The sequence below is a fragment of the Solimonas aquatica genome (assembly GCF_900111015.1).
Classification (GTDB): Bacteria; Pseudomonadota; Gammaproteobacteria; order Nevskiales; family Nevskiaceae; genus Solimonas; species Solimonas aquatica.
Genome location: NZ_FOFS01000004.1, coordinates 74,364 through 94,454, shown reverse-complemented (window position 1 = coordinate 94,454; position 20,091 = coordinate 74,364). Strand labels below are relative to the sequence as shown.

At 66.9% G+C, this 20,091-nt stretch carries 18 protein-coding genes; 10 read left to right on the top strand and 8 right to left on the bottom strand.

Annotated elements, in window-relative coordinates; translation table 11 throughout:
• Positions 1–21: 21 nt before the first annotated feature.
• The 6 genes from BMY12_RS06075 (at position 22) to BMY12_RS06050 (ending at position 5,169) form a co-directional block, all read left to right on the top strand.
• Positions 22–405 carry a CsgE family curli-type amyloid fiber assembly protein gene (locus BMY12_RS06075; RefSeq protein WP_093283444.1) on the top strand — a complete coding sequence of 128 codons (384 nt, stop codon included), beginning with the start codon at positions 22–24 and terminating at the stop codon, positions 403–405.
• Positions 406–442: 37 nt separating this feature from the next.
• Entirely contained in the window at positions 443–853 is a 411-nt protein-coding gene (locus BMY12_RS06070) for a curli assembly protein CsgF (protein ID WP_177188872.1), read from the top strand.
• A 78-nt stretch (positions 854–931) separates the two neighbouring features.
• On the top strand, positions 932–2,182 hold the full coding sequence (locus BMY12_RS06065) for a hypothetical protein (RefSeq protein ID WP_143068859.1): 1,251 nt from the start codon (positions 932–934) through the stop codon (positions 2,180–2,182).
• A 149-nt stretch (positions 2,183–2,331) separates the two neighbouring features.
• The gene (locus BMY12_RS06060; RefSeq protein WP_218140103.1) at positions 2,332–3,372 is read left to right on the top strand and encodes a CsgG/HfaB family protein; all 1,041 of its coding nucleotides are present in this window, start codon (positions 2,332–2,334) and stop codon (positions 3,370–3,372) included.
• An 11-nt stretch (positions 3,373–3,383) separates the two neighbouring features.
• Positions 3,384–4,070 carry a hypothetical protein gene (locus BMY12_RS06055; RefSeq protein ID WP_245732387.1) on the top strand — a complete coding sequence of 229 codons (687 nt, stop codon included), beginning with the start codon at positions 3,384–3,386 and terminating at the stop codon, positions 4,068–4,070.
• A gap of 73 nt (positions 4,071–4,143) precedes the next feature.
• Complete coding sequence (locus tag BMY12_RS06050; protein ID WP_143068858.1) at positions 4,144–5,169, top strand: hypothetical protein; 1,026 nt, start codon at positions 4,144–4,146, stop codon at positions 5,167–5,169.
• Between the two features lie 6 nt (positions 5,170–5,175).
• Here the strand turns inward: BMY12_RS06050 and BMY12_RS06045 are convergent, their stop codons facing one another.
• The 3 genes from BMY12_RS06045 to BMY12_RS06035 form a co-directional block, all read right to left on the bottom strand.
• Entirely contained in the window at positions 5,176–5,481 is a 306-nt protein-coding gene (locus tag BMY12_RS06045) for a hypothetical protein (RefSeq protein WP_093283429.1), read from the bottom strand.
• A gap of 98 nt (positions 5,482–5,579) precedes the next feature.
• Positions 5,580–6,560 carry a tetratricopeptide repeat protein gene (locus BMY12_RS06040; protein ID WP_177188870.1) on the bottom strand — a complete coding sequence of 327 codons (981 nt, stop codon included), beginning with the start codon at positions 6,558–6,560 and terminating at the stop codon, positions 5,580–5,582.
• A gap of 173 nt (positions 6,561–6,733) precedes the next feature.
• Positions 6,734–7,795, bottom strand: a complete 1,062-nt coding sequence (locus tag BMY12_RS06035; RefSeq protein WP_093283423.1) for an AraC family transcriptional regulator — start codon at positions 7,793–7,795, stop codon at positions 6,734–6,736.
• Positions 7,796–7,928: 133 nt separating this feature from the next.
• Between BMY12_RS06035 and BMY12_RS06030 the strand changes: the two genes are divergently transcribed.
• The 4 genes from BMY12_RS06030 to BMY12_RS06015 all read left to right on the top strand — a co-directional run bounded on the left by BMY12_RS06030 (position 7,929) and on the right by BMY12_RS06015 (position 13,894).
• On the top strand, positions 7,929–8,969 hold the full coding sequence (locus BMY12_RS06030) for a 2Fe-2S iron-sulfur cluster-binding protein (RefSeq protein WP_093283421.1): 1,041 nt from the start codon (positions 7,929–7,931) through the stop codon (positions 8,967–8,969).
• A gap of 42 nt (positions 8,970–9,011) precedes the next feature.
• Positions 9,012–10,214, top strand: coding sequence for an alkane 1-monooxygenase (locus BMY12_RS06025; RefSeq protein WP_177188869.1), 1,203 nt, complete (start codon positions 9,012–9,014; stop codon positions 10,212–10,214).
• A gap of 31 nt (positions 10,215–10,245) precedes the next feature.
• On the top strand, positions 10,246–12,939 hold the full coding sequence (locus BMY12_RS06020; RefSeq protein ID WP_093283416.1) for a winged helix-turn-helix domain-containing protein: 2,694 nt from the start codon (positions 10,246–10,248) through the stop codon (positions 12,937–12,939).
• A 199-nt stretch (positions 12,940–13,138) separates the two neighbouring features.
• Positions 13,139–13,894: an SDR family NAD(P)-dependent oxidoreductase gene (locus BMY12_RS06015; protein WP_177188868.1), complete on the top strand. Its 756-nt coding sequence runs from the start codon at positions 13,139–13,141 to the stop codon at positions 13,892–13,894.
• Between the two features lie 15 nt (positions 13,895–13,909).
• Here BMY12_RS06015 and BMY12_RS06010 read toward each other — a convergent pair whose 3' ends face one another.
• From BMY12_RS06010 to BMY12_RS05990, 5 genes are all read right to left on the bottom strand, one after another.
• Positions 13,910–14,884 (bottom strand): alpha/beta fold hydrolase, encoded by a 975-nt coding sequence (locus BMY12_RS06010; RefSeq protein WP_143068857.1) that lies wholly within the window; start codon positions 14,882–14,884, stop codon positions 13,910–13,912.
• A 28-nt stretch (positions 14,885–14,912) separates the two neighbouring features.
• Positions 14,913–15,464: a lipocalin family protein gene (locus BMY12_RS06005; RefSeq protein ID WP_093283407.1), complete on the bottom strand. Its 552-nt coding sequence runs from the start codon at positions 15,462–15,464 to the stop codon at positions 14,913–14,915.
• 130 nt (positions 15,465–15,594) lie between these two features.
• Entirely contained in the window at positions 15,595–16,377 is a 783-nt protein-coding gene (locus BMY12_RS06000) for an SDR family NAD(P)-dependent oxidoreductase (RefSeq protein ID WP_093283405.1), read from the bottom strand.
• A 44-nt stretch (positions 16,378–16,421) separates the two neighbouring features.
• Complete coding sequence (locus BMY12_RS05995) at positions 16,422–18,584, bottom strand: 3-hydroxyacyl-CoA dehydrogenase NAD-binding domain-containing protein (protein WP_093283402.1); 2,163 nt, start codon at positions 18,582–18,584, stop codon at positions 16,422–16,424.
• A 20-nt stretch (positions 18,585–18,604) separates the two neighbouring features.
• On the bottom strand, positions 18,605–19,813 hold the full coding sequence (locus BMY12_RS05990; protein WP_093283400.1) for an acetyl-CoA C-acetyltransferase: 1,209 nt from the start codon (positions 19,811–19,813) through the stop codon (positions 18,605–18,607).
• Between the last annotated feature and the right edge of the window lie 278 nt (positions 19,814–20,091).

The following is a 20,091-nucleotide window of genomic DNA, read 5'->3' as shown; positions in this document are numbered from 1 at the left end:
GTGGTTCTGCTTGGGGAATTCATGCGTTTCGGATGGGCAGGCTTGCTGCTGCTGGCTGCGCTGTGTGCGCAGGCCGCAGACATCGAGGTGCCGGGGCTGCTGGCCAACGAGACACGGACATTCGCGGGTCGCGAGTTTTACGACTCCTTCGCGACGGTCTGGCAGGCCTACGATCCGGACGGGCGCTTCTCCCTGACCATCAATGAAAAACCCGCCGCGCGTCTGGGCAGTCTGGTGACGGTGCTGTTCAACGGGCAGGTGGTTTTTCAGCGCTTCATCAGCTTCAACGCGCGCATGGCCAGGGCCGTGGGCGCGGACGCTTCGGGGCGCGTGTACTCGGCGGTGATGAGCGCGCAGTTGAACGACATGCTGAAGGATTCGGAACTGTTGGGCGACGGCCTGTAGGCCAGCGCGCCCGCTGACTGGCAATTGGGGAATGAGGATGCGCGGGTATTTATGGCTGCTGCTGTGGCTGCCGGCGGGGACGCTGTGGGCGGCGCCGCTGACCTACACGCCGGTCAATCCTTCGTTCGGCGGCAACCCCTTGAACGGTTCGGTGCTGCTGGGCGAGGCGCAGGCCATCAACAAGTACACCGCGCCGGTGGTGACCAAGAGTCCCGCCGACAAGCTGCAGGCCTTCGCCGATTCGCTGCAGTCGGCCATCCTGAGCCGCGTCAGTTCGGCGGCGCTGCGCAACATCATCAATGTCGACGGCGGCCTGATTCCCGGCACCGTGGAAACGCAGGACTACATCATCACGGTCACCGACAAGGGCAACGGTGTGACCACGATCAGTACGACCGACAGAACCACCGGTCAGACCAACACCTTCGAAATCAGTACGCAGCTGTGAGTCGTTCACGGCCGCGCATGCAAGAACACCTGGCGCAGTACCTCCACCTAAACGCAGTTTGAACTGGAGTATCCATTCATGTTGAAGAAACATTCAATCGCCCTCGTGCTGGGTGCGATGATCGCCGCCCCCGCGGCCTTCGCAGACGACACGGCGACGCAAGGCATCATCTATCAGGCCGACCAGACCGGCGCGGTCGCCAACATCAACCAGGTCCAGGCCGATGGCCTGCCGCAGGCCGCTGCGATCCTGCAGATCGACTCCAGCGGCACCGGCAATGCCGATGTCGCCAACATCGCCACCGTGATCCAGGGTGCCGCCGCCGGCGCCGCGGGTCAGGTCACCGTCGACAGCACCGGTGCGGCGTTCAACAGCGACACCACCGATGCGGTCGCCGGCCTGGCCGGTGTCACCGACTTCACCGGTCCCACCGTGCCCGATCTGTCCGCCTACACCGACCAGAACACCGGCGCCGCGCCGTTTCAGGTGAACGTGGTTGGCGGTTCACAGAACAACTACGGCCTGATCGTGCAGGACGGCCAGCAGAAGTCGCAGGCCATCGTGATCCAGGCCACCGGCCTGGAAGTCGATAACGCCATCGCCGCGCAGAACTCGCTGACCAATGGCGACATCGCCGCCAACGGCGACACCGACACCGCCTCGGCCACCGCCGGCGGCGCCTTCACGCTGACGGTTCAGGACTACAACAGCCAGGCCGTGGGCCAGGGTGAAGTGGTGGTGAACTTCGCCGACGGCACCTACTCGATCGATCTGGGCAACGGCGAGATCGCGCTCACCGATCTGTCCAACTACGTCGAGCCGGATAACGCCGAGGGCAACCTCGCGGTGATCACGCAGGGCACGCATCTGACCTTCAGCACCATCAACGGTGTCGATATCGATGTCGATGATTCCTTCGCCGGTTCCGATGTCACCAACAACCAGGCCCTGGCGCTGCAGAACGGCACCAACGGTTACGTCGGCATCGGTCAGCAGGGTTCGTTCAACACGGCGCTGGCGCTGCAGAACGGCGACAGCAACTTCATCGAGACCTTCCAGTACGAAGGTGACTCGGGCTCGCCGCTGAACGAGTTCGCGCTGGTGGCGCAGGTCGGCAACAACAACATCGCGCAGACCTACCAGGCGGGCGCGGTGAATTCCTCGTACGTGTTCCAGATCGGCGACGGCAACGTGGCGCAGGTGGATCAGTCCACCGACGTCGCGGGCGCCAGCGGCGCGATCGCCTTCGTCTACCAGAGCAACGCGGCGGCTGGTGCGGATTTCGTGACCGGCAACTACGCGAGCGTCTATCAGCACCTGGCCCCCTGATCGTCAAGGGCGGCAACGAAGTTCCATGCGGTTGAGAGCCTCCCCGGATATGGATCCGGGGAGGTTCATCTGTGCACATAAGAAGTATGAATCGGCTTGCCAAGATAATTGCTGTTCTGATCCTGTGCTGGACTTCGGGTTGCGCATTGATGGGCAAGGCACCGGAGGGCGTGCGCTCGCCCGCCGATCTTTCGCCGGCCACCAGCATCGGCCGGCGTTTGCGCCAGCTGCCGCCGCCCAAGGGTCCGATCACGGTCGCCGTGTATGGCTTTCGCGATCAGTCCGGCCAGTACAAGCAGTCGCCGGACAGTTCGTTCTCGACGGCGGTGACGCAGGGCGGTGCCGCCTATCTGGTGCGCGCGCTGGCCGAGTCGCGCTGGTTTTCACCGGTGGAGCGCGAAGGTCTGCAGGACCTGCTCACCGAGCGCAAGATTTTCCGTTCCACGGAGCAGACCGGCGGCAACAATGCCACGGTGCCGCAGATTCCCAATCTCACGCCGGCCAATCTGCTCATCGAGGGGGCGGTGGTGGGATATGACTTCAACGTCACCACCGGCGGCATCGGCATCAAGTATCTGGGCATCTCCGCCTCGCAGCAGTTCCGCAAGGATCAGGTCACCGTCAATCTGCGCGCGGTGGACACCAACACCGGCGTGATCCTGCACAGCATCAACGTCACCAAGACCATCTATTCCAGCCTGATCTCGCCTGGCGTCTACCGCTTCATCTCCTACAAGGATCTGTTCGAGGCCGAGGCCGGCTACACCAGCAGCGAGCCGGTGCAGGTGGCGATCCAGGAAGCCATCGAAACCGCCGTGGTGGCGCTGATCGTCGAGGGCATCAACAGGAAGTCCTGGGTGCTGGCGCATGCCGAGGACGTCAATCATCCGATCGTGCGCGCGGTCAGCGCCAAGCTGCTGGGCACGGACACCGAAAACGAGCCGGGCAGCGGCCTGCTGGAAGCGCTCAAGCCCAAGGTCGATCCGGCGACGACGCTGCTGGCGGCCGAGCCCGAGACGCCGGCCGGCGCCGTGTCGCTGGACAAGCTGCTGGCAACGCCGGATCGCGGCGCGGCACGCAGCAAGCCCGCGAACGCCGATGAGGCCATCCAGGCGATTGCCAAGGCGCGCGCGAAAAAGCCGGCGGCCACGGGCGCCGGCGACAGTTTCGTGGACAGCGGTCGGGAGTGATGCCGGTGAAAATGCTCACTGCCTTGTTCCTGCTGCTGCCGGCGCTGGCCCTGGCGCAGAGCAGCAGCATCGATCAGATCGTCGATGCACAGAAGGCTTTCGAGGCGCGCAACACCGAAGGCGGCGCCAGCATCGCGCCGGCCATCGAGAACTATCTGCTGGCGCTGCAGAGTACGGCGACGCTGGCGCTGATCGAGCAGTCCGAAGGCGTGGGCAATCGCGCTGATATCCGCCAGCTGGCGCCGCAGAACCAGGCCGCGGTGTTCCAGGGCCATGGTGACGGCAATCTCGCGGATATCGAGCAGAACGGGGTCGGCAATCTGGCCATCGTCACGCAGACCGGCAGCGGCAATCTGCTGTCGGCGCTGGAACAGGCCGGCAACGGCAATTCGGCGACGGTGCTGCAGGCCGGCAGCTTCAACAGCGCCGACATTCATCAGTACGGCGACAACAACAGCCTGAACCTGCAGCAGAACGATCAGTACAACAGCGCCACGATCAGCGAATACGGGCAGGTGGCGCTGAGCATCACGCAGAGCAATCCCGGTGGCAGCGCCGCATCGGTCAACGCGCTGAAGGTTTCGGCCGTGGTGGAGAGCGGTTACAGCTCCGGCTTCGGTCCGATCACCACCACGGGGACGGGCAACACCGCGCTCAATCTCTGTTCCGGCAGCGACGCGTTCTGTGCCTCGCACTGAGACGCGCCGCCCTCAGGCCCGCCCATCCACGTCCTTATATCGCAGCAGTCCCTCATCCGGAGGTTTGCAGATCATGAACACCATCCTCAAGCGCACTCTCATCGCCAGCGGCTGTCTGTGGCTGGGCGCGGGCCTGTCGGCTTGCGGCGGCGGGGGAGGCGGCGGCGCGCAGACGCCGGCGGCGGTGGCCAGCAAGGCCGATGTGCTGCGCAGCCTGGCGGTGGTGCTCAATGCCGCCAGCGATTTCGATCCGCAGTCCGAGGGGCTTTATCCGCTCGGCGATGGCAGCGCCGCCGGCAGCATCGCCACGCCGGGTGATACCAGCGCCACGTCCGTCGATTGCGAGATCAGCGGCAAGCAGAGCGAGGACGCCAGCACCGCGAACCGCATCTACAGCCTGTTCAGCAACATCGTGATCGAGAGCGACACCTATCACGATCTCTACACCGATTGCGTGGCCAGCTATCTGCGCAGCGACAGTTCCTCGGGCGAGCTGAGCATCAACGGCGCGCTGGAAAGCGGCGCCGGCAACTACGATCCGGTGAAGGAAGAGAACACCGACGACTATCGCTATGTGCTGTTCGGCAAGAGCGGTGATGCCAGCAAGCGTCTGGTCGCGGTGTATCGTGAGCAGGACGAGGACAACAATGTCACCGCCACGCAGAGCTATACCCTGGAAGGCCTGATCGAGAACGGCAGTTTCGAGGATCGCGTGGAGAGCCGGCTGCGCAATCTTGCCGTTCTGGAGAGCGACGGCAGCCGCGCCGGCCAGCTGAGCCTGGTGCTGGGCGGGGATGCGGCGCTGCGCCTGGTGCGCAAGAACGATGGCAGCCTGAGCATCAGCGGCCCCCTGAGCTTTTCGTCCTCGCGCAATGCCGAGTGCAAGGGCGCCGCACTGGAACTGGCCACGGTCAGCGATCTGAAGTCGGACGGCGGCACGCTGGTCGCCGGCACGCTCAACATCAGCGTCGACACCACCACCGCCAGCCTGAGCTTTCAGGCCGACGGTTCGGCGCAGCTGAGCGTGGGCGGTGCTGCGGCGCTGAGCATCAGCAAGGACGAGCTGCAGGCGGCGCTGAACTCGGCCTCGGGCTGCTGAAGGCGCTCAGCGCTGGATGATGCTGGCCTGATTGCCGTAGCCGGCCTGGTAGATCATCGCGCGCGCGCCGTTGGCGGGCGCGTCGATGCTGGCCTGGTTGGCGGCGCCGTACTGCACGATCAGGAACTGCTCGGTGGCGGCGTTGTACTCGCTGCCGCTCATCACCGGCAGGCTGGAGATGACGCCCGCCGCCGTATTGCTGTTCAGAAGGCTTTCTTCGATCTGCGCGGCGGTATCGGCGGCCAATGCCGGCTGGCCCAGCGCCAGCAGCAGGCCCAGGCTTGGCAGTAACAGATGCTTGGAAGTGGCCATCGCCAGACTCCTTGGTGTTCAGGAGTCATAGCGGTGCGCCGGCGTGCGGCTTTAGCGTGGCCCTCGGCCTGCGGGCGTCAGCGGCAGGTGCGGGCCGATCAGTGGCGCGCGGCGCCGTCGTCGCTGCTGATCAGCCAGCGGCCTTCCTGCAAGGCGAAGCCCAGGCGGCGAGGCGTGCGCTGCGTCTGGCCGTCCTCACCCAGCGCCAGTAACTCGAAGCGTGCTTCGGCGCGCCCTTGCGGCGCGATCTTGAGCTGGAGGTTTTCGATGGTCAGGCCGCCGAGCTTGCGCTGCGCCAGACGCTCGCTTTCCGCGCTCGCCCAGGCCTCGTGCGTGGTCTTGGCGGCAGGCTGGTAGCGGGCGTCGTAGAGCGCGGTGAAACGCGCGGCGTCCTGCTTGAGCTGCGCATCGCGCCAGTTGCGCAGCAGATCCAGCAGCAGGCCATGCCACTCGGAAGGATCCGGCTGCGCGAGCACCGGCACCGGCGCGATCAGGCTCACCGGCTGCACGCGGGTCTCGCCGGGAATGGCGGTGGCGACCGCCGGCGTGGCGCCCGCAGCGGCGACGCTGCGGCCGGTCAGCTCGCTGAGCAGCTGCAGCCTGGCTTCCAGCACCAGGTCGCTGCCGGGCGCGCCACGCGCCTTGCTCAGTGCGTCCTGTGCCTGCAAAAGGTAGATGTCGGCGAGATTGCGCTGCAGCTTGGTGTAGCCGGGTTCGCGGGCGGCGGCGGACTCCAGCAGCGCACGCGCCTTGAGCAGCTCGCCCGAACGCGCCAGCAGGGCGGCGAGATTGTTGTAAGGCTCGGGCCACTGCGGTTGTTCCTTGATCAGCCGCGCGTACACCGCCATGGCCTCCTTGTCGCGGTGCTGCTGCGTCTGGGCCAGGCCCAGCAGGAACAGCGCCTCGTAGTCCTTCGGCTGCTTTTCCAGATGCGGCGTGAGCAGCTGCAGCGCCTTGTCGCTGTCGTGATTCAGCAGCAGCAGGCGCGCCTCATCGACCACCGCCGCCTGCGCCGTGGCGCAGACGCCGGCATCGAGGCAGAGCGCTGCGGCCAGCAGCAGGCCGGCGGCGGATTTCACGAAAGGGATGCGGCCGATGGTCATGGCAATGAGGGCAAGGGTGCTGTCGCGGAATGGTGAGGACGGTTGCAAGGCCGCGCGCAACCATCAGCCGCACAGAATATTGTGGATTTGTTACGTGCAATTGAAACGGCCGGCACGGCTGTGCGCGCCGCAACGGCAGCGCGGATGCTTCAGGCGCTGGCGTCTTCGCCCGTCGCGCCGTCCGGGCGTTCGCGCCAGGCGCGCGGCGAGCGGCCCATCAGATCCTTGAAGGCGTGGCGGAAGCAGGCGATGTCGCGATAGCCCAGCTCGCTGGCGATCTCGCCGATGCGCGCCTGCGTGTGCTCCAGGTAGTACAGGGCCTTGTCGCGACGCACCTGATTGAGCAGCTCGCGAAAGCTCAGGCCTTCCTCGCGCAGGCGGCGGCGCAGGGTGCGCTCGGACTGATGCAGGGCACGGGCGATGCGTTCCAGGCTCGGCTCGTCCTTGAGATGGAAGGCGATCAGCTCGCGCACGCGATTGCCCAGCGAGGTCTGTTCGCGGAGGCGCGCCATCTCCTCGTCGCATTGATCCAGCAGCAGGCGCAGGTTCACCGGATCGGCGCTGGGCACGGGCGTGGACAGCAGGCTGGCGGGAAACACCAGCTGATTGCTCACCGCGCCGAAACTCACCGGACAGCCGGCGTATTGCTCGAACATCGCCGCGTGCGCAGGCGGTGGCCGCATCAGCTGCACGCGGCGCAGGGGCAGGGCGCAGCCGATCATCTTGGGCAGCTGGCGCGAGAGATTGCCCACCGTGGCTTCAACCATGGCGGCGTCGAAGTCGGCGTGTCCGGACGCGGTCTGCACCTGCACGATCAGCTCGTCGCCGCGCAGCTCGGTGTGTATGCGCAGGCCCGGCAGCAGGATGGGGGCGTAGCGCTCCAGGAGCTCCAGCACCTGGCGCAGATCGCGGCTGGCCATCGCCGCCGCGCCCAGGCAGCCATGCGCCAGCGCCGGCACGCGTTCGCCCAGGCGCAGGAAAATTCCGGCACAGCGCGGGTCGCGGAACAGGCGCACGAACAGACGCATCATGGTCGGCGCGGACAGACGCCGGCTCACCGGCACGGACTGCAGCTCGGCCAGCGTGGCGTCGTTCGCCGCCGCCTCCGCGCCGCCCAGCTGTTCGCGCAGCAGCTCCTGCGCGTACAGCAGGTAGATGCCGTAACCGCTGGCCTGGCGGGCGTTTTCCTGGGAAGTTTTGTCGCGCTTCATTTGGCCGATACTGTCCCATTTTGGCCTTGGCGGCGTCTACAGGCTTTGCAGACCACGGCGTACTTTTCCTGCAGACGGCAAACAGGCCGGCGCGAGCCCCGGAGCCGCGGCACAGAACCATGAGAGGAGCAGCATGTTCGCTTGGACCAAGAAGGTCGGGCATCGCGTGCGCCTGGAAGGCGGTGTGGAAATCAGCACACAGCCGGGCGAGACCGTGCTCAACGCGGCCCTGCGCAGCGGCGTGGCGTTCCCTTTCAGCTGCAAGGTCGGCGGCTGCGGCAGCTGCAAATGCCAGCTGCTGGAAGGCAAGGTCAAGGAGCTGACCGACAAGTCCTATCTGCTCACGCGCGAGGAACTGCAGCAGAACTACATCCTGGGCTGCCAGAGCGTGCCGCGCAGCGATCTGCGCCTGCGCATCCCGCAGGATCCGCTCACGCAGCAGCAGGTGCAGGGCTGCATCCGTGCCAGCACCGCGCTGAGCCATGACATCGTCGAGCTGCGCGTGGATCTGGACGCGCCCCTGCGCTACCGGCCCGGCCAGTACGCGATCGTCAGCGTGGAAGGCAGCGCGCTGCCGCCGCGCTGCTATTCCTTCGCGCAGGCCAGCGATGAGGTCGAGGGCGCGCGGCAGATCCGCTTCTTCGTGCGACGCCTGCCGCGCGGCGGCCTGTCACAGCTGCTCTGCGCGCCGGAAGCCCTGGGCAGGCGGCTGCAGCTCAGCGCCAGCCATGGCCAGTTCCATCTGCGTGAAGGCTCCACGCCGCTGCTCTGCATCGCCGGCGGCAGCGGGCTGGCGCCGCTGCTCGCACTGCTTCAGGGCGCGCTGCACAGCGGCGCGGCGTTTCGCGAGGTCACGCTCTTGTTCGGCGTGCGCGCGCAGCGTGATCTGTATTGCCAGAACGAGATCGCCGCGCTGGCGCAGCGCTGGCAGGGACGTTTCCACTTCATGCCGGTGCTCTCCGAGGAGCCGGCGGATTCGTCCTGGCAGGGCCTGCGGGGTCTGGTCACCGAGCACTTGAGCGCGCCACTCGCTGCCGGTGCGCAGGCCTATCTCTGTGGTCCGCCGGCGATGATCGACGCCGCCATGAGCCGGCTCGCGGCGCTGGGACTGCCGCGCGAGCAGATGTTCTTCGACAAGTTTTCCGATCAGAGCCAAACCGCCAAGGCGGCCTGAGCCTCCAGGCTGCAGGCGATGCATCTCAAGCAGGAGCGTCTCATGTTCCGATATCTGCGTTTCTTCTTCGGTCCGGTCATGGTGATGGTGATTTCCACGGCCATGTACTTCGGCGGCATCTGGCTGTGGCTGCCCAGCCTGCTGCAGATCAGCTTCGTGGCGCTGCTGGATCAGGCTTTCCCGTATGACCTGGACGAACGGCCCTATCAGCAGAGCTGGCTGCTGGATCTGGCCCTGTATCTGTCCTTGCCGGCCACGCTCTGGCTGTTCCTCTCGGTGATGTGGGCGGTGGGCAGCGGCACGCAGGACCCGCTGGGCATCGGCGCGCTGATGCACAGCCTCAGCGGCGTGGACGTGGTGGCGGCGCGCGCCGACACTGCCTGGTATCACTATCTGCCGATGTGCGTGGTGCTGCTGATCACCGCCACCGGCGCCGGTGGTCTGGCCGGACACGAGCTCACGCATCGCACCTCGCGGCCCTTCGATCTGTGGCTGGGCCGTATCAGCATGGCCATCCTCTGGGGCGTGGCCTTTCCCATCGAGCACGTCTACGGCCATCACGCCTATGTGAGCACGCCCAAGGACCCGGCCACCGCCGCGCGGGGTGATTCGCTGTACCAGCATTTCCCCAAATCGCTGTACCGCACCGTCACCAATGCCTGGGAGATCGAGCAGGCGCGGCTGGCCAAGCTGGGCCTGTCGTTCTGGTCCACGCGCAATGCCCTGCTGCGCATGAGCCTGGTCTCGCTGTGCTTCACGCTGCTGGCCTACACCCTCGCCGGCTGGGCCGGCGTGCTGCTGCACATCGTGCTGAGCCTGGAAGCCAAGCTGGCGCTGGAAGCGCTGAACTACATCGAGCATTACGGTCTGGTGCGTCTGGCGGGCGAGCCGGTGCAGCCGCGCCATTCCTGGAACTGCAATCACTCGGTGAGCGGCGTGCTCACCTACAACCTCACGCGCCACAGCCATCATCATGCCGATGCGCAGGTGCACTTCCAGGATCTGCGCAGCTTCGCCGAGCAGCCGCAGATGCCCGGCGGTTTCATGACCGCCTTCGTCTCCGCCTGGGTGCCCTGGCTGTGGCGCAAGCGCATCGCGCCCAAGCTGCTGACCTGGGATCGTGAACAGGCCAGCCCGCGCGAGTACAAGCTCATCCACGAAGCCAATCTGCGCAGCGGCTGGCCGGAGCTGATGGGCAGCGTGGCCAGCGCGCCGCAGAATCTGCACACGGCAAGGCCAGCCTGAAGGTTTGACTGCAAGGCGCGATGAGCACGGTATGAACAATCTGGCACAGGGCATCGATCAGGCTTTTGCTCGCAACGGGCTGCGCCACACGCGCGCCGCCAAGCTCAATCCGCCGATGGCGCCGGCCTTCGAGATGCCGCGCCCGCAGCTGGCGGAGCGCGTCACCGCCGTGCCCGGCGCCAAGCTGGTGCTGGTGCGCGCGCCGGCCGGCTTTGGCAAGACCACGCTGATGCTGCAGCTGCGCCAGCGTTTCCGCGAGGCCGGCCTGCTCGGCGCCTGGCTTACCGTGGACGAGGCGGACAATGACCTCAGCCGCTTTCTGGGCTTTCTCGCCGCCGCGCTGGAGCAGATCGGCATCGTCTACCGCCCCGAGTGCGAAGGCGATATCGCCGCCACCGCCGTGGCGCTGCTGGATCGCATCGCCAGTCATGAAGCGCCGTTCGCCTTGTTCGTCGATGACTTCGAGGCCATCCGCAATCCGGCCGTGCTGTCCTGGCTCAGCCAGATCATCGACAACATTCCGCCGGGCAGCCGCGTGGTGCTCGGTTCGCGGCAGCTGCCGAACCTGGGCCTGGGCCGGCTGCGCGCCAAGGCGCGCATGGTGGAGATCGAAGCCGCGCAGCTGCGTTTCAGCATGGAAGAAACGCGCAGCTATCTGCAGCAGCGCCGTCGCCTGAGCCTGACAGCGGATCAGATCCAGCGTCTGTTCCGCAGCACCGAGGGCTGGGCCACCGGTCTGTGGCTGGCCTCGATGTCGCTGGAGCAGGGCGGCGATGCCGAAGACTTCATCGCCGGCTTCTCCGGCGCCACCGCGCAGATCGCCGATTACCTTGCCGAAGACGTGCTGGCGCGCCAGAGCGAGCCGCTGCGCCGCTTCCTGCTGCAGACCAGTGTGCTGGGCGAACTCACGCCCGCGCTCTGCGACGCGGTGCGCGGCGCCGAGGACAGCGCCGCGCTGCTGGCGGCGCTGGAACACGCGGGCCTGTTCCTGGTGCAGATGGACAGCGGCCGGCATCGCTATCACGCGCTGTTCGCCGACTTCCTGCGTGGCCAGTTGCGACGCGGTGCGCCGGAAGATTTTCGCCAGGCCCATCGCGCTGCCGCGCAGTGGTACGTGCAGGAAGGCCGCATGGTGCCGGCGATCCAGCACGCGATGCAGGCCGAGGACTATGCGCAGGCCCTGCAATGGCTGGCGCGCGAGGCCGAGTCACTGATGCATGAGCGGCGCTTCGGTCTGCTGGTGCGCTGGCTGGAGGCGGTGCCGGCCACCGCGCTGCGCGACTATCCGCAGCTGCAGCTCGTGCTGGCCTGGGCGCTGGGCTTCACGCGCGGCCCCACCGAGGCCATGAAGCTGCTCAAGGAAGTGGAAAGCGAAAGCCTGGATGCGCCGCTGCGGCAGGGTTGCCTGGCCATCAAGCCCATGCTGCTGGGCATGCTGGACCGCGTCGACGAAGTGTTCGAGACCATGCGCCTCAACGAGGGCCAGAGCGTGGAGGTGGACCGCTTCACGCGCGGCATTCTCACCATCTCGGTGGCCAATGCCACGATGATGGACAACCGCTATGCCGAAGCCCGCCAATACGCCGACGAGGCGCGCCGCGCCACCACCCACAGCGCCGCCGGCTTCATCAGCCAGCAGCTCTCGGAATGGGTGGAGGCTTCGCTGGATCTGGTGCAGGGCCGCCTGCAGCAGGCCCTCGTGCGCCTGCGCACCGCCGCGCATCTCACCGACGCCTTCGCCAGCGGCAATCTGCTGGTGGGCGTGGTGCTGGCCGAGGCCCTGTATGAAAACGACCAGTGCGAAGCTGCCGAGCGTCTGCTCAAGGTCTATCTGCCGCTGACGCGGCTGGTGGCGCTGCCGGACCAGCTGATCTCCGCGCACGTGGTGCTGTCGCGCATCGCCGATGCACGCGGCGATCAGGAGGCCGCGCTGCAGGTGCTCACCGAACTGGAGCAGCACGGCCATGTGATGGCCCTGCCGCGAGCGGTGGCCTGCGCGCGTCTGGAACGCGCGCGCCGCTATCTCACCCAAGGTGATATCCCCGGCGCGCGCGAAGAACTGGCGCGCGCCAAGGACCCGGCGGTATGGAGCATGGTGGCGCGCTACACCCTGCTGGCCAATGACGTGGAGACCCTGGAGCTGTGCCGCCTGCGCCTGCAGCTGCGCTCCGGCAATGCTGCTGCCGTGCTGCCGGATCTGAAGCGCGGCCTGGAAGCCGCCGAGCAGGCGCAGCGCCATCGCCGCGCACTCAAGTACCGCATCCTCTACGCCGAGGCCCTGCTCAAGGACGCGCAGCCCAAGCTCGCGATGCGCATGCTGGAACGCGCGCTGAAGTTCGCGGCGGCGGAAGGTTTCATCCGCAGCTTCCTCGATGAAGGCCCCACCGTGGAAGCCATGCTGCGCCAGTTCTTCCAGTCGCGCGAAGGCGCCGGCGAGGCGGCGGAACTGCCGCCTTCCGCGCATCTGGAAAAACTGCGCCGCGCCACGGATCGCTTTGAAGCCCTGCCTTTGCATCAGTCCGCACTGGCCGAGCCGCTCACACCCAAGGAACACACCGTGCTGGAGCTGCTGGCGCAAGGTCATTCCAACGAGGAGATGGCCGAGCGCCTGTTCATCTCCAAGACCACGGTGTGCACGCATCTGCGCAGCATCAACGTCAAGCTCGGCACCGGCAGCCGCATGCAGGCCGTGGCCACGGCGCGGCGCCTGGGCCTGGTGCGCTGAGTGCGCGAACCGTCAGTTATGACGAGGTCTGCAGCAGCGCTGGCGATCTAAGGTTCAGTGTCGCGCGACATCTGTTATTCCCGCGTTCGTGGGAATGATGCAGAACGGCGTGAGCTGGCAGGGCCTGGCGCCGCACCCGCAGTGCCGATCAAACAAAACCAATGCCGCGCATCATCACGCCGCGGCGATGAGGAGCATCGTGAGCAAGAAAGTATTGCTGGTCACCGGCGCCGCCAGCGGCATGGGCAGGCTGAGCCTGGAACGCGCCCTGGCCTCGGGCTGGAAGGTCTGTGCACTGGACCGTCAGGGCCTGGAGCCGCTGCCCGCGCATCCGGACCTGCTCTGCATCCAGGCCGATGTCTGCGATGCGCAGGCCATCGAAGCCGCGGTGGACCGTACCGAGCGCGAGCTGGGGCCGATTGATCGCGTCAGCAATGCCGCGGCCATCATGCCCCTGGGCCTGCTGCTGGAGCAGGACCGCGAGCTGATCAAGCGCATCATGGACATCAACTACGGCGGTCTGGTGAATCTCGCCGCCGCCACGCTGCCGCGCATGCTGGCGCGCGGACGCGGGCAGTTCCTGAGCTTCGGTTCCATCGCCGGCCACATGCCGACGATCTACATGGGCGCCTACAACGCCTCCAAGTTCGCGGTGGTGTCCTATACCGAAGTGCTTTATCACGAGAACCGCGGTCGTGGCGTGCAGTTCGTGCTGGTCTGTCCACCGGCCGTGGCCACGCCGCTGCTCAAGCAGGCGCGCGACACCGTCTGGCCCAGGATGCTGGATCAGGTGCCGCCGCTGGCGCCGGAAAAGGTGCTGGACCGCATCGAGCGCGCCTTCCAGTGCGAGGAGTTCATGGTCTTTCCCGGGCCGGTCACCCGCTTCACCTACTGGCTGCGCCGCATGGCACCGAACCTGATCTGGAAGCGCGTGCATCAGGTGGAGGGGCGCTGAGTCTCACGCGCCGACTCACTGCGCCTGCGGTGTGTCGCTGAGTTTCGACGGCGTGGGCAGGCCTTCCAGGAAAGTCGAGATGGCGCTGAGCACTTCGCGGGAATGCGTGTGGTGCAGCGCATGTCCGGTGCCGGGCAGAATCACCGCCTGCGCTTGCGGCATCACGGGCAGCACGCGGCGACCATGGTTCCAGAACGGCACCAGCGCGTCATCGGCGCCGTGGATGAACAGCAGCGGCAGGCGGATTTCATCGTAACGCGGGCTGAGCGATTGCAGATACTCGTTGAGCCGGGTCATGTCCTGCACGTTGTGCTGGAAGCTGCGCGGCCGCAGGGCCAGCAGAGCGCCGATGTTCTGGATGTAGTCCGCCGGCACTGCTTGCGGCGCCAGCACCGGCGCCACTTCGCGATCGATCCGCAACTGGCCCGCCGGCGTCACCAGGGTCCAGGCGAACAGCGGTCCGAGCAGGGGCCGCGAGCCGACGTCATAGGTCCAGCCCACTGATCCCGCCCAGTGGCCGGCGACGCCCGCCAGCATGATTCCGCCGGAGATGCGCTCTGGCATCTCCACCAGCGCGGCCATCACCACCGAACCCGCCCAGGAGTGACCGGCCATCACCGGCTTCTCGATGCCGAGTTGTGCGCAGGCGTCCAGCAACAGCGCGGCGAGCTGCGCCGGATCCAGCCAATCGCCATCGGGCCGCTGGCTATAGCCATAGCCCGGACGGTCAAAGGCAATGACACGGTGATTGCGTGCCAGTGCCGGCATCAGGCTGCTGCTGAATTCGCGCAGATTCGAACTGGCGCCATGTACCAGCACCAGCGCCGGACCGGGGCCGCTGCCTTGCATCACGTAGTGCAGGCGCAGGCCGTTGACCTCAATGAACTGGCCCAAGGGCGGCACGCGACGCTCGATCCACGCGCTGGCGGCCAGCGAGTAGAGCACCAACAGCGCCAGCAAGACTGGCGCGCACCACAGAGCGACTTTCACCTGTGCGAAGTCCCAGGCTTGATGCGGCTCAGGGCTGGTCCGCTGATGACCACTGCTGCGGCACACGGATCAGTTCACGCGTGTCATAGCCCCAGCTCGCGATCATCGCCACATAGCGCGCATAGTCCTGCTCCGACATCGTCGGCTGCCGGCTCATCAGCCAGACGTAGTCCCGGCGGCTGCGCGCGATGATGGTCACCGAGTAGTCCGGTTCCAGATGCGCGATGCGGAACTCGAACCTGATCGGCAGCCACCAGAAGAAACGCATGCCCCAGAGTGCATTGCCGGTATCTTCCACCACATAGCCCGTCGGCTTGGAGAGGGTCTCCGGCGCGCTGAAGCTGCCATCGCGACGCCGGTAGGTGGTGGCGATGTGCTCGCCGTCGAGTGCATAGCTTTCCACGGCGTTGTGCGCGCCCTTGTCCACCGAAGGCGGAATATGCGCGATCACGTACCAGTCGCCCATGAAGCGCGGCAGATCCACCTGCGCGACCAGCGGCACCGCCTGCGGCGTCTGAGCCGGGGCGGCAGGTGCCAGCAGCATCAGAGTCGTCAGCATCATCACGGGCAGCAGGCGCATAGCCGTTCTCGGCGGAAGGTTTTGCGAGTTTACGGCGGCGGACGGTTCTCGGATGCAGGCTGGCAGCGGCAGCTGGCGGCGCGATTCGGGCAATCGCACCGCTTCCCGCTCAAGCAGTCTCCGCTTCGCTTTACCGCGGCGGCATGCGGATCGCGCCATCCAGGCGTACCGCCTCACCGTTGAAGTAAGCGCTCTGCACCATGAACGCGGCCAGTTCCGCGAACTCCTGCGGCTGGCCCAGGCGCTTGGGGAAGGGGACGGAGGCGGCCAGCGCGGCGCGGACGTTTTCGGGGGCGCTGGCCATCAGCGGCGTTTCAAAGATGCCGGGCAGGATGGTGTTGACGCGGATGCCGTCGTTCATCAGGTCACGGGCGATGGGCAGGGTCATGCCGACCACGCCGGCCTTGGAGGCCGAGTAGGCGGCCTGGCCGATCTGGCCGTCCTGCGCGGCCACCGAGGCGGTGTTGACGATGGCGCCGCGCTCGCCGTCCGCCAGCGGCGGCAGGCTCAGCATGCCGGCGGCGGATTTGGCGATGCAGCGGAACGTGCCGACCAGATTGATCTGGATGATCTTGTCGAACGAGTCCAGCGGGAAATGCTTGATCGCACCGCTGGTCTTGTCGCGGCTGGCAGTCTTGATGGCATTGCCCACGCCCGCGCAGTTGATCAGCACGCGCTCCTGGCCAATCGCGGCGCGTGCCTTGGCAAAGGCGGCGTCCACTTCGGCTTCGGAGGTGACGTTCACCTTGCAGAACACGCCGCCCAGTTCAGCCGCCAGGGCTTCGCCCCGTTCCTGGTTCATGTCGAAGATCGCCACCCTGGCGCCCAGGGCGGCGAAGTGTCGCGCGCTGGCTTCGCCGAGGCCCGAGGCGCCGCCGGTGATGACCACGGAAATGCTGGCGTCGATTTTCATCTTGAGTCCTTATCTTGATTGTCGGTCGGTGGAGGCGGCGGCGCTCAGGCCGCCAGTCCCGCCATCGGTGGATGGAAGCGCTGTGCAGACTGCGCGCGTGCCCGCAGCCAGGCCGAGGGCGCGAAGCGTTCGCCGTAAGCAGCGGCCAGGCGTTCGCACTGCGCCACGAAGCGGTCCACGCCCAGGGTGTCGATGTAGGAAAGCGTGCCGCCGGTCCACACCGGAAAGCCGATGCCCAGGATGGAGCCGATGTCGGCATCGGCAGCGTCCTGCACGATGCCGTCTTCCACTGCCCGCGCGGTTTCCAGCGCCTGGATCGTCAGGAAGCGCTCGCGCAGCGCTTCCACCTCCGGTTGCTGCGCGGCCAGCGGGAAACGCTCGGCAAGGCCCGCCCAGAGCTGCTTCTTGCCCTGCGCGGGATAGTCGTAGAAGCCGGCGCCGCCGCGACGGCCGATGCGCCTGGCATCTTCCACCATCACGCGCAGCACCTGGATCACGCGTGCCAGATGCGGTGTCAGCTTCTGGCCGTCGGCGAGGTTCTGCTCGATGCCCTTGAGCTGGAACGCCATGCTCACCTCATCGCTCACCGCCAGCGGACCCACCGGCATGCCGGCCATCTTCGCGGCATTCTCGATCAGCGCCGGGGCGATGCCTTCTTCGAGCATCAGCAGACCTTCCTGGAAGAAGGTGGCGAACACGCGCGTGGTGTAGAAGCCCGGCCCGTCGTTGACCACGATCGGCGTCTTGCGCAGCTGTGCCACGAAGTCCAGCGAGCGTGCCAGCGTGGCCTCGCTGGTCTTCTCGCCCATGATCACTTCCACCAGCGGCATCTTGTCCACCGGCGAGAAGAAGTGCAGGCCGATGAACTGCGCCGGCAGCTTGTAGGTCTTGGCCAGGCTGCTGATCGGCAGCGAGGAGGTGTTGCTGGCAAAGATCGCATCCGGCCCCAGCACCTCGGCGGCCTGGCGCGTGACCTCGGCCTTCACCGCGCGGTTTTCGAACACCGCCTCGATCACCAGTTCGCAGCCGGCCAGATCGGCGTAGCGCGCAGTGGGCTTGATGCGCGCCAGCTGCGCCTCGCGCTTCTGCTCGGTGGTCTTGCCGCGCGACAGCGCCTTGTCCAGCAGCCTGGCGCTGTACTGCTTGCCCTGTTCCGCCATTTCCTGCGTGCTGTCCAGCAGCACGACTTCGATGCCGGCCGCCGAGGCGGAATAGGCAATGCCGGCGCCCATCATGCCGGCACCGAGCACGCCGAGCTTTCCGACCTTGCTCCTGGCCACGCCGGCCGGACGACGCGCCAGCTTGTCGGCGGCGTTCTTGTTGATGAACAGGGTGCGCATCATGTTGCGCGCCACCGGGCCGGCGATCAGCTGGCCGAAATACTTGGACTCGATGCGCAGGCCGGCGTCAATGTTCAGCTGCGTGCCTTCGTACACGCAGGAGAGAATCGCCAGCGGCGCGGGGAAGTTGCGCTGCGTGTTGGCGGCGGTGAGCGCGGTGCCGGCCATGAAGCTGCGCTGTGCATGCGGCGCCAGCGGGCCGGCGCCACCGGGCACGCGGTAGTGCTTCTCGTCCCAGGGCTGCACGGCCTTCGGCGATTTGAGCAGCCATTCACGCGCCAGCGCCACCACGTCCTCGGCCTTGCCCACGGCCTGCACCACGCCCAGCTTCAGCGCTTCGGCAGCTTTCAGTTTCTGACCGGTGAGCAGCAAGGGCAGCGACTTCTCCACACCGATCAAACGCGGCAGACGCTGCGTGCCGCCGCCGCCGGGCAGCAGGCCGATGCCCACTTCCGGCAGGCCCACTTCGGCGCCTTCGGCCAGCACGCGGTAATGACAGCCCAGCGCCACCTCCAGGCCGCCGCCGAGCGCAAGGCCGTTCATGGCGCAGGCCACCGGCTTGCCGCAGGTTTCCATGCGCCGCAGGATGCCGTGCAGCACACGGCTCATGGCCGCGCCTTCGGCGGCGGAGAGACCGCGATCAAACGCCGAGACCATGTCCTTGATGTCGGCGCCGGCAATGAAGGCGCCGGGCTTGGCGGAGGTGAGCACGATGCCCTTGACGGCGGCATCCGCGGCGGCTTTCTCGATGACTTCGGCCAGCTCGTTCTGCAGCTGCGGCGTCAGCACGTTCATGGGACGGCCGGGCAGGTCGAAAGCGATGAGCGCGATGCCCTCGGCATCCACGGTGTATTGCAGAGTATTCATGTGGGTTCTCGCAGGAGCGCTCAGATGCGTTCGATGATGGTGGCGGTGGCCATGCCGGCCGCGGCGCAGAGCGTGATCAGGGCGGTGGTCTTGTTGCGGCGTTCGAGTTCGTCGAGCACGGTGCCCAACAGCATCGCGCCGGTGGCGCCGAGCGGATGGCCCATGGCGATGGCACCGCCGTTGACGTTGACGATCTCCGGCGACAGGTCCAGGGCGCGCATGTAGCGCAGCACCACGGAGGCGAAGGCCTCGTTGATCTCGAACAGGTCGATGTCGCGCAGGTTCATGCCGCAGCGCTTGAGCAGCTTCTCGGTGCAGCTGGCCGGGCCGGTGAGCATGATCGCCGGCTCGCTGCCGATGGAGGTGAAGGCACGCACGCGGGCGCGGGGCTTGAGCCCCGTGGCGCGGCCGAAGGCTGCATCGCCCAGCAGCACGGCGGCGGCGCCATCGACGATGCCGCTGGAATTGCCGCCGGTATGCACATGGCGCACCGACTCGATCTGCGGATAACGCTGCTGGGCCACGGCGTCGAAGCCGCCTTGCTCGCCCATCTCGACGAAGGCGGCGCGCAGCTCGCCCAGGGATTCCAGCGTGGTGCCCGGGCGCATGTGCTCATCGCGCGAGAGCAGCACCTCGCCGATCACATCGCGCACCGGCACGACGGACTTTTCAAACGCGCCGCCGGCCCAGGCCGCCGCCGCGCGCTGCTGGCTCTGCACGGCGTAGGCATCGACATCGCGGCGGCTGTAGCCGTCGAGCGTGGCAATCAGATCGGCGCCGATGCCTTGCGGCGTGAAGTAGGTTTTCCAGGCCACCTGCGGGTCGCTGGACCAGGCGCCGCCATCGGCGCCCATGGCGATGCGGCTCATGGACTCCACGCCGCCGGCGACCACGGCCTGCGAATGGCCGGCGGCGATCTGCGCCGCCGCCAGATTCACGGCTTCCAGGCCCGAGGCGCAGAAGCGGTTGAGCTGCACGCCCGGCACCTGCTGCGCGTAATCGGCATTGAGCGCGGCGACGCGCGCGACATTGGCGCCCTGTTCGCCCACCGGCGCCACGCAGCCGAGAATCACATCGTCCACCAGCGCGGTGTCGAGGCGGTTGCGGTCGCGCAGGGCCTGCAGGGTCTGCGTGGCAAGCTGGATCGGCGTGACCTCATACAGCGCGCCGTCGGGGCGACCCTTGCCGCGTGGCGTGCGGATGTGGTCGTAGATGTAGGCGTGACTCATGGTGTCTCCTGCGTCGGGCTGAAGCCGGCGGGCTGATGGTGATGGGTAATGCCGTGTTGTGCGTGAGCAGACTCGCAAGGTCTGTCACCCGCAGGGCGGGTCAGGCGCGCAGCGCCGTAACCCGCCAGGGCTTTGCTGGTTGTTGTTGGGTTTATCTCTCGATCTATTGCCTTCTTCCGCCGCCCTCCGGCGGCGGCCGCAGAAGCTCCCCCGTAGGTCGCTTCTGCTCTCTTTGCTTGTGCAAAGAGAAGTAAGCAAGAGAAAGCACACCCCGGCTC

Excerpts from the sequence above, each read along its gene's own strand:
- BMY12_RS06075 (WP_093283444.1), top strand. The coding sequence starts at position 22 with ATGCGTTTCGGATGGGCAGGCTTGCTGCTGCTGGCTGCGCTGTGTGCG.
- BMY12_RS06070 (WP_177188872.1), top strand. The coding sequence starts at position 443 with ATGCGCGGGTATTTATGGCTGCTGCTGTGGCTGCCGGCGGGGACGCTG.
- BMY12_RS06065 (WP_143068859.1), top strand. The coding sequence starts at position 932 with ATGTTGAAGAAACATTCAATCGCCCTCGTGCTGGGTGCGATGATCGCC.
- BMY12_RS06060 (WP_218140103.1), top strand. The coding sequence starts at position 2,332 with ATGGGCAAGGCACCGGAGGGCGTGCGCTCGCCCGCCGATCTTTCGCCG.
- BMY12_RS06055 (WP_245732387.1), top strand. The coding sequence starts at position 3,384 with ATGCTCACTGCCTTGTTCCTGCTGCTGCCGGCGCTGGCCCTGGCGCAG.
- BMY12_RS06050 (WP_143068858.1), top strand. The coding sequence starts at position 4,144 with ATGAACACCATCCTCAAGCGCACTCTCATCGCCAGCGGCTGTCTGTGG.
- BMY12_RS06045 (WP_093283429.1), bottom strand. The coding sequence starts at position 5,481 with ATGGCCACTTCCAAGCATCTGTTACTGCCAAGCCTGGGCCTGCTGCTG.
- BMY12_RS06035 (WP_093283423.1), bottom strand. The coding sequence starts at position 7,795 with ATGAAGCGCGACAAAACTTCCCAGGAAAACGCCCGCCAGGCCAGCGGT.
- BMY12_RS06030 (WP_093283421.1), top strand. The coding sequence starts at position 7,929 with ATGTTCGCTTGGACCAAGAAGGTCGGGCATCGCGTGCGCCTGGAAGGC.
- BMY12_RS06025 (WP_177188869.1), top strand. The coding sequence starts at position 9,012 with ATGTTCCGATATCTGCGTTTCTTCTTCGGTCCGGTCATGGTGATGGTG.
- BMY12_RS06020 (WP_093283416.1), top strand. The coding sequence starts at position 10,246 with ATGAACAATCTGGCACAGGGCATCGATCAGGCTTTTGCTCGCAACGGG.
- BMY12_RS06005 (WP_093283407.1), bottom strand. The coding sequence starts at position 15,464 with ATGCGCCTGCTGCCCGTGATGATGCTGACGACTCTGATGCTGCTGGCA.
- BMY12_RS06000 (WP_093283405.1), bottom strand. The coding sequence starts at position 16,377 with ATGAAAATCGACGCCAGCATTTCCGTGGTCATCACCGGCGGCGCCTCG.
- BMY12_RS05995 (WP_093283402.1), bottom strand. The coding sequence starts at position 18,584 with ATGAATACTCTGCAATACACCGTGGATGCCGAGGGCATCGCGCTCATC.
- BMY12_RS05990 (WP_093283400.1), bottom strand. The coding sequence starts at position 19,813 with ATGAGTCACGCCTACATCTACGACCACATCCGCACGCCACGCGGCAAG.